Consider the following 16,111-nt stretch of genomic DNA (forward strand, 5'->3'; position numbering starts at 1 on the left):
ACCGTTGGAAATCTGCGCCGGGATTCTGTTTCATCCCATGTTCTTGCGCGACAATTATTGCACAAAGTTTGCGAGCGGCGGATGCGGCGCGATTTCAAGCGGTTATTGAGAGGGGTTTTGCGCAGGGAAAACAAGAAACGCGCGAAAATCATTGACGTTGGTCAGGGTGGGCCCGGTCACGATCTGATGGCCCATTGATCGAAAGAAACTATGAGCATCATTGCGCTCAAGCGCGGTTTGCACGCATATGCCTGCCTGGTCCGCCGCCGCCAATAGGTCGGGTGACACATAGGCCCCGGCCACCTCGGCCGCACCATCAACCCCATCTGTGTCGCACGCCAGCAGATGAATGCCCGGCGCCCCATCCAGCGCACAAGCCGCAGCCAAGGCGAACTCGGCATTTGGCCCACCGATGCCATCGCCACGCCGTGTGACCGTGCATTCGCCCCCCGACAAAAGCAGGATCGGGGCTGCATCCGACGCCATGCGCGCTTGCAAGTCCAGTGCCAACCGCGCCTGCCCCGCGCCAAGGTCACGCGCCTCGCCCTCCAGCGCGTCGCCCAGAATTTGCACATCGACCCCGGCCAATTGCGCCTTCTGTGCCGCTGCCGCAAGGGACTGGGACGGCGCGGCCACAATCCGGGTGACCGCCTGCGCAAGACGCGGATCGTCTGGCCGCACATGATCCGTGGCTTCAGAAAGCTGCGCGCGCGCGGATAGCGGCAAAGCAATGCGCCATTTATCCGCGATCGAGAGCGCGTCTTGCGGCGTGCTATCATCGCCCACGGTGGGACCAGAGGCGATCAGCGCCGGATCATCCCCCGGCACATCGGAAATCATCAACGACAAAAGGCGCGCCGGATGCACGGCCACCGCCAGTTTGCCCCCCTTCACCCGCGACAGATGCTTGCGCAAAATATTCATGTCCGAGATCGGCGCCCCCGACGCCAAAAGCGCGGCATTCACCGCCATTTTCTCGTCCAACGTCATCCCATCGACCGGCGCAGATAGCAGCGCCGACCCGCCGCCTGAAATCAGCGCCAACACCGTGTCCTCGGCCCCAAGCCCCGCCACCAAATCCAGCATTCGCCCGGTCGCGGCCACCCCGGCGGCATCCGGCACCGGGTGAGAAGCCTCAACGATTTCAATACCTTTACAGGGGCGCGCATAGCCGTAGCGGGTGATGACCAACCCCTCGCAAGGGCCATAATGCGCTTCAACCGCCTCGGCCATGCGGGCGCTGGCCTTCCCCGCCCCGATCACCACGAAACGCCCCGTTGGGCGATCCGGCAAATGGGCGGCCAGAACCTTCATCGGGTCCGCTTCGGCCACGGCAATATCAAAAAGCCCAGTCAGGAATGCGCGCGGATCTTGCATGTCAGGACAGCCAGCTTGCGTAGTCACTGACCAGCAGATGGGATGGCGCTTCGTCTTCGTCAATCTCGGCAAACCGCCCAATTTTCTCGCGGAAAATATTGTCGGTTTCATCGTCATTCACCGTCGACACCTCACCGATCAGAACGTCTCCGCCCTCGCCCCAGAAAGCATGCCAGTCACCGGGCATCAGCGTCACGCTTTCCCCCGGTGCCAGCTTCAGTTTTTCACCGGGCGCAAACGCGCGCCGGATACCGTCGCAAAGCACGCTGCCGCCGCGATCCTCGGCAAAATTGCCCGCCTCGTCGGACCCGTAGAGCTCGATCACCAGAGTGGCGCCGCCGCGATTGATGATGTCTTCGGCCTTGATCACATGGGTATGCATCGGACTGAGCTGATCCTGACGCGAAATCAGAAGCTTTTCGGCGTAGCACATGCCACCGCCACGTTCCAGATCCGCCAATCGCCCATTGCGCAAGGTGAACAAAAACAGCCCCATCTGGTCGAACCGCCCTGCCCCGTAGTCGGTGATGTCCCAACCGCAACGCGCTGCGATCAGGGCCGCGGCCTTGTCTTTATTGGCTGTGAACGTCTCGGGGGTCCAATAGGCGAACGGGGGCAGGACAAAGCCATAGCGGCGGATCATCTCGTCGGCTTCAGCCATGATCTGATTGATGCGGGAGCGTTTCATGCGGTCGCTTTCATCTGGGTGTTCCATCGGATCACCCTGACCTGTGTCACGCTGATCCATCCCCCGCCGCAATCAGGCGAGGCGGAAGGATGCTCGCACCAAACCCGCTTTTTTCGAACGAAGCAAGACAGTCGGCCCGGGATTTGGTCGGATATGAGTTGAGCCAAAGAGAACGAACGGCGCGCACGCCTGCGCTTACCGTATGACAAGCACCGAACATTGCACGCGTCGTGTCAGCCGTGACGCGGTCGACCCATCATCGGCTTGGATGTGATGAACATCGGAACGTCCGAAACCGTGAATTTGGCGCGGCTCTTGGCGCTTGGGCGCATATTCACGAGCGGAATTTGTCACAAGGTAAGGTGGCGGAGCGGAAGGGATTCGAACCCTCGAGACGGTTTCCCGCCTACACACTTTCCAGGCGTGCGCCTTCGACCACTCGGCCACCGCTCCGCCGCCGTTGCTACAGCAAAACAGGACGCGGGTTCAAGCGGTCATTGCAGGCAATCTGACGTTTTTCCCATGCACCAGCATCTGGCACAAATCGCCGCCCCAGCGACCGCTGGCCGAGCGTGATATTTGAATGCTGCTGGCAGCGGTTTGCCGGGTTTGCGGACCGCAGGTCCGCCACCCCCAAGCGGGCGCGATCCGTCAGGATCAAGCGCGCGCGGGAGCGCCCGCGTTCAGACCAGATGCAGGGCGACGCGCCGGTTCATCTTGCCCTTCTTTTCGACCTTGCCAATCCGCACGCGGCCAATCTCGCCCGTGCGCGCCACATGGGTGCCACCGCAGGGTTGCAGGTCGATCTGTTCACCCTCGGTCCCGATGCGCACCAGCCGGACCTGCCCTGCCCCTTTGGGCGGCTGCACCGACATGGTTTTGACCAGACCGGGATTGGCCTCCAGCTCGGCATCGGTGATCCATTGCTCGCTGATCGTCAAATCACGCGCAATCAGGGCATTCAGCGCATCTTCCACGGCCTGCTTGTCTTCAAGCGGCGCCTCCATCGCGAAATCCAGACGCGATTTTTCGGCCCCGATCTGACCGCCCGTGACAGGCAGCGGGATCACCACGGACAGAAGATGCAGGGCCGTATGCATGCGCATGTGGCGCAGCCGCAAGTCCCAGTCCAGATGCTGCACAAGCTCGACTCCGACATCTGGTAAACGCGCGCCCTCGGCAGGAACCAAGACAACCTCCTGCCCCGGCCCCTTCACCGAAGTTGCAACTTCCATGCTGCCGCCCGACCAGACAAGGCGGCCCTTATCCCCGGGCTGCCCGCCTCCGGTAGGGTAGAAAAGGCTTTGATCCAGAACCACGCCGCCCTGATCCGTGTGGGCGACCACCCGTCCGGCCGCCTCGGTCAGATATGCGTCATCGCGATACAGGTGCTCACTCATCGCCTTCTCCATCGGGATCGTTTTGCACGTCTTCAACGGTCAGCGCATCGCGTGTCAGCGCCGAGCCGGAGCCCTCCGCATCTTGCGCCGGCGCATTCGCAACATTTGGCGCAGTCTGAGCCAGAGCTTCTGGATTGCGCAGCCAGATATCACGCTGGGCAAACGGGATCTCGATGCCTTCGTCAACAAAGCGACGAGCAATCTCGTGGTTGATCTCGCTTTTCACTGTCAGCATGAAATTCACATCCGACAGGATCGCGCGAATTTCGAAATCCAGACTGTCCGCCCCAAAGCCTTGAAACACGACCGAGGGCGGCGGGTTCACGGTAACCAGCGGGTGACCTTCGGCAATCTCGCGCAGGATGGTTTCAATCTTGCGCGTGTCCGTACCATAGGCCACGCCGACCGGAATGATCACCCGACCAATGGAATTGCCGCGGGTGAAGTTTGTCACGACCCCGGACACAAGGTCACTGTTGGGCAGGATCACATCCGTGCGGTCAAAGGTCTCGATCCTTGTGGCGCGCACCGAAATGTCACGCACATAACCCATCTGACCACCCACCTCGATCCAGTCCCCTTCGGAAATGGGCCGTTCGATCAACAGGATGATGCCGGACACAAAGTTGGACACGATGGTTTGCAGGCCAAAGCCGATCCCAACAGACAGCGCCCCCGCGATGATCGCAATCGAACTGAGATCAATCCCCGCGGCGGTGATCGCGGCCACGGCGGCCAGGAAAATCCCCAGATAGCCCGTGCCCACCGCGATGGCATTCTGTCCGCCTTTGTCCATCCGGGTCTTGGGCAGGATCGTGGCCCGCAGCGCCAGCTGCAAGCCGCGCGTGGCGGCGTAGCCAATGCCGAAGATGATGGCAAACACCATGAAGCTGCGCGGGGTGATGCGCGCCTCGCCCATCTGGAAGCCTTGCAGGAAGGTCGCCCAAACCTCGGAGATATCCGTGGCGCGTGCACCCCAGATCAGCGCAAAGAGCGGCACGGATGCCAACACCAGAACCAGCCCGGCCAGCACGGGCAACAATGCCTGCTGGGTGCTTTCTTCATCCTTGCGCAGAAGCGTGCCGTAAAGATTTGTGATAAACCCGTATAGCAGTTCGATCACCGCGATCAGGCCCAATGTCAGCACCGTGGGGAACAGGCTGGCGGAGGCGAGGCTGTGATAGCCGATCGCCGCCATGACCGGCCCGGCAAACCCGACAATTTCGCAAGCGCGCCCAATCAGAGCGGCCATTCGGGCGCGAAATGCCCCCGGTGAACCCGCGGTGACCGGGCCAGAGTTCCGCCGCAGGATGCGCCCCAGACGCACCAGCAAGAACCCGGTCGCCAGAAAGATCGGAAAGCTCAGAACCGCCACGGTATCCGAGCTGTATTTTTCATGTTCCGCAATGGCGTTCAGAACCGAGTTCAACCCGGCCAAAAGCCCCAAAAGTGCGGCGTTCAAGCGGGCTTCGGCGCGGATCGCGGGCTTGGCTGCGGGCAGGATTTGGGCCGCGCCCGCCTCTGCCGAGAACAGACGCGTGCCAATCCAAAGCGCCACGAAGAAGATCAGCCCCAACGCGCCAAGGCTTGAGGCCAGCACCTGCCCGCGCAGCCCCAGAACACCGGTCAGATCAAGTGCCAGGATCATCGCAAATATCCCGACCACCGGCGCGATCACCTGCCCCAGAGACATCAGGAACCCAACAACCCCGCGCGATGGACCGGTCCGGCGCTCGCGCACATAGTTGCCCAAGCGGATGATCCAGCTGCGCGACCGGGTCAACAGCACCAGTGCCACCGCCAGCAAAATCAGGGTCAGCGGCAGATCTGCCTGCAAATCCTTGCGCTGCGCGTCACTGCCCCAAGCCTGCGTCACCTCGCTTCCCGCCAGATCCAATGTGGTCTTCAGGTCCAGAACTGCTGAACCCCACAAGATCGGGTTCAACGGCGTTGGGCCCAGCTTGAACAGGGCATCCGTCTGGCGGCTGCGCAACAGCGTGTCGATCTCGCGGATCAACACATCGGCACGGCTGAACGCCTCATCCGCTTCCTGCACCGGCAATTGCGCCGCATTCAGATCACGGGTCAGTTCGGCACGGCGCTGGGTCAACACGGCAGGCTCTGATCCGGGGGTTTCCGGCTCTGGTCCCAAGGTAGAGAGCTGCGTCTTCAACGTATTGATACGAATAGAGTTTTCAGCCTGATACTCTGAGAACAGCGTGCGCCAATCGGTCAGTTCCCCGCGCAAATCGCTCAGAACCTTGTCTGACGCCCGCCCCACCTCGATCGCCTGCTCCACCCGGTCTGCCAGTTTGGTCCAGGCCGTGTAGTCCGGTGCCCCGGATTTGGTCAGCACATAGGCCGGTGGCGTTTCGACTTGGGCCGGCGCGGCCGCCTCTTGCGCCGCGATGGCAAGCGGCCAGAAAAGCAGGATCAAACCAGCCAAAACCGCTGATACGGAGCGCAGGGTTGTGAACATCAGATTTCCTCAAACACCTCAGGCAGGAAGGCAGGACCGCGATCCAGCCAACCCGGCACCGGCAGGTTTTTCTCTTTCAAAAACGATGGGTTGAACAGTTTCGACTGATAGCGCGTGCCATAGTCGCACAGCATGGTCACAATCGTATGACCCGGGCCCATCTCTTGCGCCATGCGGATCGCGCCCGCCACGTTCACGCCCGATGACCCGCCAAGGCACAGCCCTTCTTGGGTCAGAAGGTCAAACACCACCGGCAGGCTTTCGGCATCCGGGATGCGGAACTGCATATCGGGGGTGAACCCATCCAGATTGGCCGTAATCCGCCCCTGCCCGATGCCTTCGGTGATCGAGTTGCCGGGGTTGTCCTGCCCGGTATAGAGCTTGTACATGCCCGAACCTTCCGGGTCCGACAGCGCCACCTTCACACCTTTGGGCTGAAGCGCGGCGCCAACGCCCGCCAAAGTGCCGCCCGAGCCCACGGCGCAGACAAAGCCATCCACCTTGCCGCCGGTCTGTTCCCAGATCTCTGGCCCGGTGGTTTCGATATGCGCCTGACGGTTGGCCACATTGTCGAACTGATTGGCCCAGATCGCGCCATTAGGTTCGGTTTGTGCAAGTTTCTCTGCCAAACGGCCCGAATAGCGCACATAATTGTTCGGATTTGAGTAGGGCGCGGCGGGCACCTGCACCAGTTCGGCACCGGCCAGACGCAGCATATCTTTCTTTTCTTCGGACTGGGTCTCCGGGATCACGATCACCGTCTTAAAGCCCATCGACGCACCGACCAGAGCCAGACCGATCCCGGTATTTCCGGCCGTGCCTTCGACAATGGTGCCACCGGGCTTCAGATCACCGCGGGCGATGGCATCGCGGATGATAAAGAGGGCCGCGCGGTCTTTCACCGACTGGCCGGGGTTCATGAACTCAGCCTTGCCCAGTATCTCGCATCCCGTGGCCTCTGACGCCGCCTTGAGCCGGATCAATGGCGTATTGCCGATGGTCGCCTCGAGATCTTTTCTGATGGTCATGTCCTGCCCCTTTCGCGCGGTGTGGATGCGTGTCTTCCTTCATCTGTATGTGTTGGCCAGAAGGGGTTCAAGGGGCGGCTTGCGGCGGGCCGGTCACGAAGCCGCGCGCAGATCCGCGCGATGGGCCATGAGCCAGTAGGCACAAAGCAGAAGCGGGCCGCAATTCAACTCTCCGCTCACAGCCAATTCCATCATGTGATCAAAGGAGATAACGTGGCTGCGGATGTCCTCGGCCTCGCTCTCCAACCCGCCAATGCCGCCCGCCCCATCAGGCAGATCACAAAGCGCAATATAGGTATAGAAATATTCGCTGCTGGCGCCGGGGCTGGGATAGTGACCGGGCAGCGCGATCAGACGATCAAAACTCAGCCCGGCCTCTTCGCAAGCTTCGCGGGCGGCGCAGGTTTCGGGCGCTTCCATCCCGTCGATGCGCCCCGCGATCGGTTCCAAAAGCCAGGGGCGCGGATCATGGCGCATATGCGGCCCCATGCGGAATTGTTCGATCAGCATCACGCGGTCACGCACGGGGTCATAGGGCAAAAGGATCACCGCATCGCCCCCCATGAAGGCCGCGCGGTTCACCGTCTCGCTCATGCTGCCATCATAGCGCCGGAAGGAAAGATCTTGCTCTTTCATCGCAAAAAAGCGTGTGTAGGGTTGGGTTTCCGAGGTGATCTTGATGTCGTCGGAACCAAAATCCACGCGCAAGTTTGCCGGGGACAGATCGCGGCGCGCGCGCACGCGGCTGGCGGCACGGGTGCGGATCATCGGGAAGCGTGCGGCAATCTCTTGTGGTGAAACATGGCCAAATGCCGCCATCACCTCGGCCGCCGCTTCCAGCGTCATCTCGGCCTGCGCCTCTGCCCAATCTGACAGCGACCACGGCGCGCCGGCTGTCCAAAGACCGGGATCAGGGAAATAGACCTGCGCTGCGACCGGGGCGCCGCCGTCAGGCTGGACCGTGATATCGCGCAACGTGTAGTCAAAGCCGCCCTCGTAGAAATTCAGGCGCGCCACGGCTGTCTCGCTGAGCCCCTCGACCAGCAAACCACGCGCAGTCTCATCCGGGCTGGCCTTGGAAATCATCGGAAAAGGCTGGTCTTCCACCCAATTGACCCGGTGCCCGCCCAAAGAGGCCGCACGCGCCTTATAGGTCTCGCCCTCCAGCACCAGCTCCAATAGGGGCAGGTGACACAAAGTGCCGTAAAAGAACAGATTCATATAGGCTTAGCCCCATTTCAACGCCGCCCCTCGGGCACACCACGTGGTCACGAGACAGCCCAGAAGCACGGCGATGATGATCTCTGCATTCACATATGTCACGGCATATTTTGACATGATCATGAAGATGTCCTGCAAGGCCTCAATCGGCCCGTCATAGCGCATCCGCAAGCTGCGTTTGATCATCTCGCCAAAGGCCACGGCAAAGAAAGACAAACCGCCAAGCAAAACCGCGGCGGTGAAGCCATTTGCACCGACGCTGCCCAGCCCCTTATCCATGCGCGGGCCCAGAAATTTCCAGCCGATCGCCAACCCAAGGGCTGCAATCGTGGGCGACAATTTGGATGCGTCGCGTCCCTCTTCGATCAACGGTTTTACAAGCTCGCCGGTGAAATACCCTGTCACGGCAAGGAAGATGGCGGCGATAAGCTTCGCGGCGGTTGGCATGTCAGCTCCTGTATCGAACAAGCGCCCCTGTTTCGGGGCCATTTCGGCAAGCATAGAGGTAAGCTGTGGCCAGATTATGGCGCGTTAACCTTTCCAGTTCCGGTCGCTTTCGGCAGGCCCACGGTCATTTGCACAACGTCACAATTGCCCGACCGGAAAGCGGCCGCACATGAGGTCAGGTAAAAGTTCCACATGCGCCGAAAGCGGTCATCAAACCCCATCGGCGCAATCCGGTCCCAGCCGCCGTTGAACATGTCAAACCAACGCCGAAGCGTCAGCGAATAGCTGTCGCCAAAGCTGATCTGGTGGCGCACCGCAAGACCTGCGCGGGCGACTTCTGATCTCAGCGCGGTTTTCGACGGCAACATGCCCCCCGGAAAGATGTATTTCTGAATAAAATCAACGCCTTTTCTATAGGCATCAAAGCGGCTTTCGGTGATGGTGATGATCTGAAGCGTGGCCTTTGCACCCGGTTTCAGGCAACGTTTGAGCGTGTTGAAGTAGGTGGGCCAGTATTTCTCTCCAACCGCTTCGAACATCTCGATCGAGGCGATCCCATCATAGCGGCCAACCTCGTCGCGGTAGTCCTGAAGCTTGATCTGAACGAGGTCGGACAGCCCGGCGCGCGCGATGCGCTCTACTGCGAAATCATGCTGTTCGCGGCTGATGGTCAACCCGGTGACACGGATGCCCTGACGCGCCGCATGTTCGGCAAAGCCACCCCAGCCACAGCCGATTTCCAACACGTGATCCCCCGGACCCACCCCCATTTCCGAAACCATCGAGGCATATTTGCGCGCCTGCGCCCGCTCAAGGCTTTCCTGCCCGTCGCGAAACAGGGCCGAGGAATAGGTCATCGTGTCATCCAGCCAAACCCGGTAGAACGCGTTGCCAAGATCGTAGTGATGGCTGATGTTCTTCTTCGCCCCCCGCTTTGAGTTGGCATTCATCAGATGGCGCATCCGTTCATAGGCGCGCAGCAGGATCTGGCCCGGAAACCCATCGTAAAGCATGTCATTGTCGTCTTGCAAAAGATCCAGCAGCGCCTGCAGGTCCGGCGTTGACCAGTCGCCCTGAATATAGGCGTCGCAAAAGCCCAGATCGCCCTCGCGCACCAGACGCGCAAAGACATCATCGTCATGCACCCGCAACTCGGCCACATAGCCCGGCGCGCCCGCCACGCGAAACCGGCGTCCATCCGGCATCACGAAATCAAGCCGACCGCGTCCAATCCGGCCTGCAATGTGAAAGACACGGGCAAAATAGCGGGGCAAATCGCGTTGCCCATGGGTCGATGTCAGGATCATGTTCCCCCCTGAAACCGCATTCCTGATGGCTTAAAGGCTAAGCTTTTCGGGGCGGCGCTGACAAGACAGCGGCTTTGCAGGCGCAGGATCACACGCTGCGCCTGCGAAAGGGTCATGCCAAATCCTCCCGGCGCGATTGCGCGGAGGATGGCGCATGGGCTTGGACGGTTTCTGGGAAGCCTGTGATCTGCAACGGATGCCACACCGGTGGCGATTGCGCCACGACCGGGCCCGACCCAAAGGATCAAGCCCGGTCAATAGTGCATTGTTTTACATCACAATTACAAGATTTGATCCAGCGCCTCGATCAACCTCTCGACCTCATCTGCACTGGTGTAATGAGTGAAGCTGACACGCAGCACGCCGTGATCCGGGTTCACGCCCTGCGCTTGCAACGCGCGCACGGCATAGAAATCACCGCCGCCGGCCATGATGCCTTTTGCAGCCAAACCTTGTGCCAGCGCTTCACCGGGCTGCGCGGCGGCAAGGGCCACGGTGGGCGCGCGGTTTTCGGCCTGAACCGGTCCCAAAAGCCGCACGGAGTTCTTCTGAGCGGCGTAGTCCAGCAACGGCTGAAGCAGCGCGACCTCATGTGCGCGCATCAGGTCATGCGCCCCTTTGGCAAGCGCGGCCGATTGACCCGTTATCCCGTGATGCGCCGCCAGCGCCTCGAAATAATCCGCGATCCCGGCTGAGGCCGCGACCTGCGCATGATCCGGCCCGGCGGGCGTGAAGCGTTTATAAAGGCTGCCTGCGTTGAAATAATGCCCCTGATTGGGCAAGGCCTCGCCCAGCGCGCGCCGGATCACCATGATGCCCTGATGCGGCCCATAGGTCTTGTAGGCCGAGAACAGATAGATATCCGCCCCCAACGCGTCCACATTCACCAAGCCATGCGGCGCGTAGCTGACGCCATCGACACAGGTAAACGCCCCGACCGACCGCGCCTTGGCGCAGATGGCTTTCACATCATTGATCTCGCCCACCACGTTCGAGCAATGGGGGAAACACACGAGCTTGACCTGCCCATCCGACAGAAGCCGATCCAGATCGGCCGGGTCCAGATGGCCGGTGTCGGGGTCAATCTGCCATTCGCGAAGCTCGACCCCTTCGTCGGCAAGGCGGCGCCATGGCCCGGTATTGGCCTCGTGGTCCTGATTGGTCACGACAATCGCATCGCCGGGTGACAGATACTGCCGAAACGCCTGCGCCAGCACATAGGTGTTCTGCGTGGTCGATGGCCCGAAAGACAGCTCGTCCGTCTCGACCCCCATCATCGCGGCCAGTCGCATGCGGGCTTCATCCATTTCTTCGCCGGCCAGGCGCGAGGCGTCATAGGGCGCATAGGGCTGCACCTTGCGCTGCGTGTAGTAGCGGGTCAGCCGGTCAATCACGGGCTTGCAGGTATAGGACCCGCCTGCGTTTTCAAAAAACGCCTGCCCTTGCAGGTTTGGCTCGGAAAATGCGGGAAACTGCGCACGCACCCAGTTGATGTCCAGTTCGGCCATGTTGGCTCCTTTAGTCATGTTAGGGGGATGCCTGTCAGATCAGAGCCACCCCGGATCCGGCAGGTCTTCCAGCCAGTCCGAGGCCCTTTGCGACCCTCGAACAGCCCCTGTTTGAACAAGGACAATATCTGGCTAGACCGCCCTGATTTGAGCGTCAAGCCCGCCCGAAACGGCATGCAATCGTACACCGAAATTCGCGTCGCAAACCTGGTCAAAAAACGACAAATTGTCGCAACTGGGCATAATCCTGTCCGTTTTGACGAACGTCCCACAATCTTGGTCCTTCACGCTTGCATGAACCTTTTTGGGCAAAACCAACAAGGACGGTTCAACAACCAAGGACAGGGAATATGAGTATCAAACCACCATTTACGGAGCTTCACATTCCGAAGGCTCCGTCAGGGTTCTATGAAGGCAACAGCCTTCCCATTGCGCTGATCTCGAAAGGGATCATGGTCGCGCTGGTGATCTGGGCATTGGTCTTCCCAGCAAACGCGAACTCAACCCTCGGCAGCCTGAACTGGCGCCTTCTGGAAGGGTTCAACAGTTTTTACATTATCATTGTAGGCATGTTCCTTTTCTTCCTGGCCGTCGTGGCCATCCTGCCATCCACCGGCAAACGCAAGATGGGGCTGCCGGGTGAAAAGCCCGAGTTTTCGAACTTCTCGTGGTTCTCGATGATGTTTGGCGCGGGTCTGGGTGTTGGCCTGATGGTCTTCGCCACAGCCGAGCCGCTGGGCCTGTGGGGATCGAACCCGGTCATCCTGACCGGAGATGTCGCCCCCAACACGCCCGAAAGCCTGCAGTCGGGCTATCGCTATACATTCCTGCACTACGGCTTCCACGCCTGGGCGATCTATGTGATGACCGGCCTGTCGCTGGCCTATTACGCTTACACGCGCGACATGCCGTTGACGATCCGCTCGGCTCTGACACCGCTTTTCGGCAAATACGTGAACGGCTTCTTTGGCCATATCGTGGACGTGCTGGGCGTTGTCGCCACCATTCTGGGTGTCTCGGTCACGATCGGTTTCGGCGTCAGCCAGTTCATCGACGGTCTTTATGCCATCACCGGCATGGAGTGGATGATGGACATGTCAGGTGAAGCACCTGCCCCGGGCAAGGTTGGCCTGATCACAGGTCTGGTCTGCATCATGGGTCTGTCGATCATCTCGGCTGTGTCGGGTGTTGGTCGCGGCGTGAAATACCTGTCGAACCTGAACCTGGTTCTGTCGCTGATCCTGCTTCTGACGTTCATCGTCTTTGGCTCGTTCCTGTTTGCCATGTCGACCTATGGCTCAGCTCTGATCGACTACATCCTGCACATCGTGCAGCTGTCCTTCGGTGCCTATGGCCCGCAGCCTGCTGGCGACTTCGCGGCGAACCTGCCCGAGGCAGCAGCTCCGCTGGCCGAAAGCCTGAAAAGCGGCGCGACAAACGCATGGGGCAGCTATGGCGGCTTCGTGTCGGGTCTGGAAGGCGATGCAGCCGCCCTGCCCGAGGATGTTCTGCGTGAAGTCTATGCAGCTGGTGAACCCGCCCGTCAGTTTGGCTGGCAAGCTGGCTGGACCACCTTCTACTGGGCTTGGTGGATCGCGTTCTCGCCTTTCGTTGGCCTGTTCCTGGCCCGCATTTCGAAAGGTCGTTCGGTACGTGAGTTCATCATCGGCTGTGTCTTCGCCCCGGCTCTGGTCTGCTTTGCCTGGATGACCATCCTTGGCGGCACCGCCATTGATCTGGAACTGAGCGGCGCGGCTGAAGGTGCGATCATCGGCGCGTCGAACACCTCGAAGCTTTTCGTCACCCTGGGCGAGATGATCTCTGGTCCGTTCCTGTCGGCCATCACCATCATGTGTGTGGTGCTGATCCTGACCTTCCTTGTGACCTCGGCTGACAGTGGCATCCTTGTGATGAACACGATCATGTCAGGCGGCGAGCAGGAAACCGGCATCAAGCACCGCATCGTCTGGGGTGTGGTTCTGACCGCTGTGATCGGCACGCTGCTTCTGGCGGCGGGGGAAAACAACCCGATGGATGCGTTGAAGAACGCGATGATCATCGGCGCGCTGCCCTTCACCATGGTTATGGGGCTGATGATGGTCTCGCTGACCAAAGCGCTTTACCGCGACGGTCTGCGTGACAAGCACGAGGACGCTCAAGCCCAAGCGGCTGAGTAGCAACCGCCAAGAAGAACCAAAAGCGGCGCCGGATCTTCCGGCGCCGTTTTTATGTCAGGGCGTCAAGTTCGGGATCATCCGGCCATCGCCTGCGCGCGGCTTCCAACAGATCACCGGGGTAGTAGTCCCCTTCGGCCATCGGATCGTCGCGCAAAACAGCCAGTGCAAAGGGCTTCAACACACCTGCGCCGATATCCTGCGCAATCATGATGCGCAGGTCTTCGGTGGTAAATTGTCCAAGGGGTTTTTGGCGCAGCGCGGTGGTCGTCGCCACCAAATACGACGCGCAGCACGGCGTTGGCCAGCGCTGCCCGTCAATCTCTTCCAACGTTTTATCGGCGAGGGACGCGGGTCCGCGCCCCTCTGCTTCTTCAGGCATTCACATCCACCACGACACGACCTTTGACACCCCCTTTTAGGATGTCCGCTCCCAAACCGGGAAGGTCTTCAAGTGTCGCAGGGGTGATCATGGCCTCCAGCTTGTCCATCGGCAGGTCTTTGGCAATGCGCTGCCACGCCCGCACGCGGTTGTCATAGGGCTGCATGACCGAGTCGATGCCCAGAAGGTTCACACCACGCAGAAGGAACGGAATAACCGTTGCCGGCAGCCCAGCGCCGCCAGCCAGACCGACAGCCGAGACCGACGCGCCGTATTTCATCTGGCCCAGCACGCGCGCCAGCATGTCGCCGCCCACAGCATCCACGCAGCCCGCCCAAGTCTCGGCTTCAAGCGGGCGTTTGGTGGTTTCGTTCAGGTCCTCACGGGCCACGATGGTGGTGGCGCCCAGGGACTTGATGTAGTCCGCCTGATCCGGGCGGCCTGTGACCCCGGCAACCTCATAGCCGAGGCCCGCCAGAATGGCGGTTGCAACCGAGCCAACACCACCCGCAGCACCCGTAACCAGCACAGGTCCCTGCCCCGGTTTCAACCCGTGATCCTCCAGCGCCATCACCGCCAGCATTGATGTAAAGCCCGCCGTGCCCACGGCCATCGCCTGACGGGTGGTCAAACCCTCGGGCAGCGGAACCAGCTTGTCCGCGTCAATGCGCGCCTTTTGGGCGTAACCGCCCCATGTGACCTCACCCACGCGCCAGCCGGTCAGCACAACCTTGTCGCCGGGCTTGTAGCGATCGTCATCTGACGCCTCGACCGTGCCCGCATAGTCGATGCCCGGCACATGGGGATAGTTGCGCACTAGCCCGCCGCCCTTAGCCGACAGGCACAGCCCGTCTTTGTAGTTCACGGTGGAATACTCCACGGCGACGGTCACATTGCCCTCGGGCAGCGCGTCTTCGCCAATCTCTTTGATCGACGCCGAGGCCAGCCCGTCGTCCCCTTGTTCCATTACCAGTGCTTTAAACATCGTCATGTCCTTATATCCAGAAAGTGTCATAGACGGTCGCCGCACGCGGCCCGTCAGGTGTCATCACATCCAGCTCGGTGCCCGTGTCCCAATGGGTCATGCGCACCATGCCTATGGCGACACCGGTGTTGAAATCGGGGGAATTGGCGGCCGAGGTCACCTGCCCCACCTGCCGGTCCCCATCCATAAGCGGCCATGCCCGATCACAGGGCGGCACACCGCCCATGATCTCGATCGCGCGGACCTGTTGCACAGGGCCTTCCTTCGCCACACGCAAAAGCGCATCGCGCCCTACGCAGCCAATGGCGCTTTCGGTCGAACAGAACCGCCCAAGGCCCGCCTCGTGCGGGGTATTCTCGCGGGTCATGTCGTTGCCATAGGACAGAAGCCCACCTTCGACACGCTCGATCCCATTTGGACAACCCGCATGGACGTCCATGCTTTTGCCCGCTTCCATCAGCGCATTCCACAGGGGCATCCCAATGTCGGATCCCTCGACATAGATCTCGAACCCGCCTTGCTTGGAATAGCCCGACCGGGCAACCACAAGGCTACGCCCCTGAAACTCCAACCGCTTGTAGCGAAAGAACCGGATATCACGCACCGCGTCGCCAAAGACGGCCGCCGCCAGATCATCCGATTTCGGCCCCTGAATTGCCAGGGGCGAGACATCGGGTTCATCCACCAGCACATCCAGCCGGAAGCCGTAAGCCAGCCCCTTCACCCACATGATCAAGTCACTGTCGGCAATCGAGATCCAGAAGCGGTCCTCGTCCAGTTTCACCGCCACCGGGTCGTTCAGCATCCCGCCGGTCTCGTCGACCATGGGCACATAGAAACACTGCCCGTCCTGCATTTTGGACAGGTCGCGCGGGGTGAGCATCTGGATCAGGCGGGCGGCATCGGGGCCACGCACTTCGACCTGACGCTCACAAGCGACGTCCCAGACCTGCACGGCCTCCTTCAGGTGGCGGTAATCTTCTTCCACCGACCGAAAAACGGTCGGCAGCAGCATGTGGTTGTAAACCGTGTAGCCTTTCACCCCAGCGGCTTCGACACCGGGGCTAAAGGGCGTGCGCCGCAAGCGGCGTGAGGGCGAAATCAAGGCCATCAGG

Annotated in this window: 13 protein-coding genes and 1 tRNA gene; 1 reads left to right on the plus strand and 13 read right to left on the minus strand. The window is 60.8% G+C overall.

Annotated elements, in window-relative coordinates:
* Positions 1-102: 102 nt before the first annotated feature.
* The 10 genes from ACRY08_RS00145 to ACRY08_RS00190 form a co-directional block, all read right to left on the minus strand.
* Positions 103-1,377: a glycerate kinase type-2 family protein gene (locus tag ACRY08_RS00145; RefSeq protein WP_432448821.1), complete on the minus strand. Its 1,275-nt coding sequence runs from the start codon at positions 1,375-1,377 to the stop codon at positions 103-105.
* A 1-nt stretch (position 1,378) separates the two neighbouring features.
* Entirely contained in the window at positions 1,379-2,065 is a 687-nt protein-coding gene (locus ACRY08_RS00150; RefSeq protein ID WP_432448822.1) for a D-lyxose/D-mannose family sugar isomerase, read from the minus strand.
* A 363-nt stretch (positions 2,066-2,428) separates the two neighbouring features.
* Positions 2,429-2,518, minus strand: a tRNA-Ser gene (locus ACRY08_RS00155).
* 230 nt (positions 2,519-2,748) lie between these two features.
* A complete protein-coding gene (locus tag ACRY08_RS00160) occupies positions 2,749-3,465 on the minus strand; it encodes an alanyl-tRNA editing protein (protein WP_432447787.1) in 717 nt (238 codons plus the stop codon).
* A complete protein-coding gene (locus ACRY08_RS00165) occupies positions 3,458-5,944 on the minus strand; it encodes a DUF3772 domain-containing protein (RefSeq protein WP_432447788.1) in 2,487 nt (828 codons plus the stop codon). Before ACRY08_RS00165 ends, ACRY08_RS00160 begins: the two co-directional genes overlap by 8 nt.
* Entirely contained in the window at positions 5,944-6,972 is a 1,029-nt protein-coding gene (locus tag ACRY08_RS00170) for a cysteine synthase A (RefSeq protein WP_432447789.1), read from the minus strand. Before ACRY08_RS00170 ends, ACRY08_RS00165 begins: the two co-directional genes overlap by 1 nt.
* A gap of 93 nt (positions 6,973-7,065) precedes the next feature.
* The gene (locus ACRY08_RS00175; protein WP_432447790.1) at positions 7,066-8,193 is read right to left on the minus strand and encodes a gamma-glutamylcyclotransferase; all 1,128 of its coding nucleotides are present in this window, start codon (positions 8,191-8,193) and stop codon (positions 7,066-7,068) included.
* A gap of 6 nt (positions 8,194-8,199) precedes the next feature.
* Entirely contained in the window at positions 8,200-8,640 is a 441-nt protein-coding gene (locus ACRY08_RS00180) for a TrgA family protein (RefSeq protein ID WP_432447791.1), read from the minus strand.
* 74 nt (positions 8,641-8,714) lie between these two features.
* Complete coding sequence (locus tag ACRY08_RS00185) at positions 8,715-9,947, minus strand: class I SAM-dependent methyltransferase (RefSeq protein ID WP_432447792.1); 1,233 nt, start codon at positions 9,945-9,947, stop codon at positions 8,715-8,717.
* Positions 9,948-10,228: 281 nt separating this feature from the next.
* Entirely contained in the window at positions 10,229-11,455 is a 1,227-nt protein-coding gene (locus ACRY08_RS00190; RefSeq protein ID WP_432447793.1) for an aminotransferase class V-fold PLP-dependent enzyme, read from the minus strand.
* Between the two features lie 350 nt (positions 11,456-11,805).
* On the opposite strand from ACRY08_RS00190, the gene ACRY08_RS00195 reads away from it, so the two are divergent.
* Positions 11,806-13,632 carry a BCCT family transporter gene (locus ACRY08_RS00195; protein WP_432447794.1) on the plus strand — a complete coding sequence of 609 codons (1,827 nt, stop codon included), beginning with the start codon at positions 11,806-11,808 and terminating at the stop codon, positions 13,630-13,632.
* Positions 13,633-13,681: 49 nt separating this feature from the next.
* Here the strand turns inward: ACRY08_RS00195 and ACRY08_RS00200 are convergent, their stop codons facing one another.
* Genes ACRY08_RS00200 through ACRY08_RS00210 form a run of 3 tightly spaced genes read right to left on the minus strand, consistent with a single transcriptional unit; the run spans position 13,682 to position 16,107 of the window.
* The gene (locus ACRY08_RS00200; protein WP_432447795.1) at positions 13,682-14,011 is read right to left on the minus strand and encodes a contact-dependent growth inhibition system immunity protein; all 330 of its coding nucleotides are present in this window, start codon (positions 14,009-14,011) and stop codon (positions 13,682-13,684) included.
* Complete coding sequence (gene acuI / locus ACRY08_RS00205; protein ID WP_432447796.1) at positions 14,004-14,996, minus strand: acryloyl-CoA reductase; 993 nt, start codon at positions 14,994-14,996, stop codon at positions 14,004-14,006. Before acuI ends, ACRY08_RS00200 begins: the two co-directional genes overlap by 8 nt.
* A gap of 10 nt (positions 14,997-15,006) precedes the next feature.
* Positions 15,007-16,107, minus strand: coding sequence for a dimethylsulfoniopropionate demethylase (locus tag ACRY08_RS00210; RefSeq protein WP_432447797.1), 1,101 nt, complete (start codon positions 16,105-16,107; stop codon positions 15,007-15,009).
* Positions 16,108-16,111 lie beyond the last annotated feature (4 nt).

Source organism: Aliiroseovarius marinus (genome assembly GCF_050881025.1).
Classification (GTDB): Bacteria; Pseudomonadota; Alphaproteobacteria; order Rhodobacterales; family Rhodobacteraceae; genus Aliiroseovarius; species Aliiroseovarius marinus_A.

Bases quoted from the DNA above. Each gene is read 5' to 3' on its own strand.
- ACRY08_RS00150 (WP_432448822.1), bottom strand. From the start codon at position 2,065: ATGAAACGCTCCCGCATCAATCAGATCATGGCTGAAGCCGACGAGATG.
- ACRY08_RS00210 (WP_432447797.1), bottom strand. From the start codon at position 16,107: ATGGCCTTGATTTCGCCCTCACGCCGCTTGCGGCGCACGCCCTTTAGC.
- ACRY08_RS00160 (WP_432447787.1), bottom strand. From the start codon at position 3,465: ATGAGTGAGCACCTGTATCGCGATGACGCATATCTGACCGAGGCGGCC.
- ACRY08_RS00185 (WP_432447792.1), bottom strand. From the start codon at position 9,947: ATGATCCTGACATCGACCCATGGGCAACGCGATTTGCCCCGCTATTTT.
- ACRY08_RS00195 (WP_432447794.1), top strand. From the start codon at position 11,806: ATGAGTATCAAACCACCATTTACGGAGCTTCACATTCCGAAGGCTCCG.
- ACRY08_RS00190 (WP_432447793.1), bottom strand. From the start codon at position 11,455: ATGGCCGAACTGGACATCAACTGGGTGCGTGCGCAGTTTCCCGCATTT.
- ACRY08_RS00175 (WP_432447790.1), bottom strand. From the start codon at position 8,193: ATGAATCTGTTCTTTTACGGCACTTTGTGTCACCTGCCCCTATTGGAG.
- ACRY08_RS00200 (WP_432447795.1), bottom strand. From the start codon at position 14,011: ATGCCTGAAGAAGCAGAGGGGCGCGGACCCGCGTCCCTCGCCGATAAA.
- acuI (WP_432447796.1), bottom strand. From the start codon at position 14,996: ATGTTTAAAGCACTGGTAATGGAACAAGGGGACGACGGGCTGGCCTCG.
- ACRY08_RS00165 (WP_432447788.1), bottom strand. From the start codon at position 5,944: ATGTTCACAACCCTGCGCTCCGTATCAGCGGTTTTGGCTGGTTTGATC.
- ACRY08_RS00145 (WP_432448821.1), bottom strand. From the start codon at position 1,377: ATGCAAGATCCGCGCGCATTCCTGACTGGGCTTTTTGATATTGCCGTG.
- ACRY08_RS00170 (WP_432447789.1), bottom strand. From the start codon at position 6,972: ATGACCATCAGAAAAGATCTCGAGGCGACCATCGGCAATACGCCATTG.
- ACRY08_RS00180 (WP_432447791.1), bottom strand. From the start codon at position 8,640: ATGCCAACCGCCGCGAAGCTTATCGCCGCCATCTTCCTTGCCGTGACA.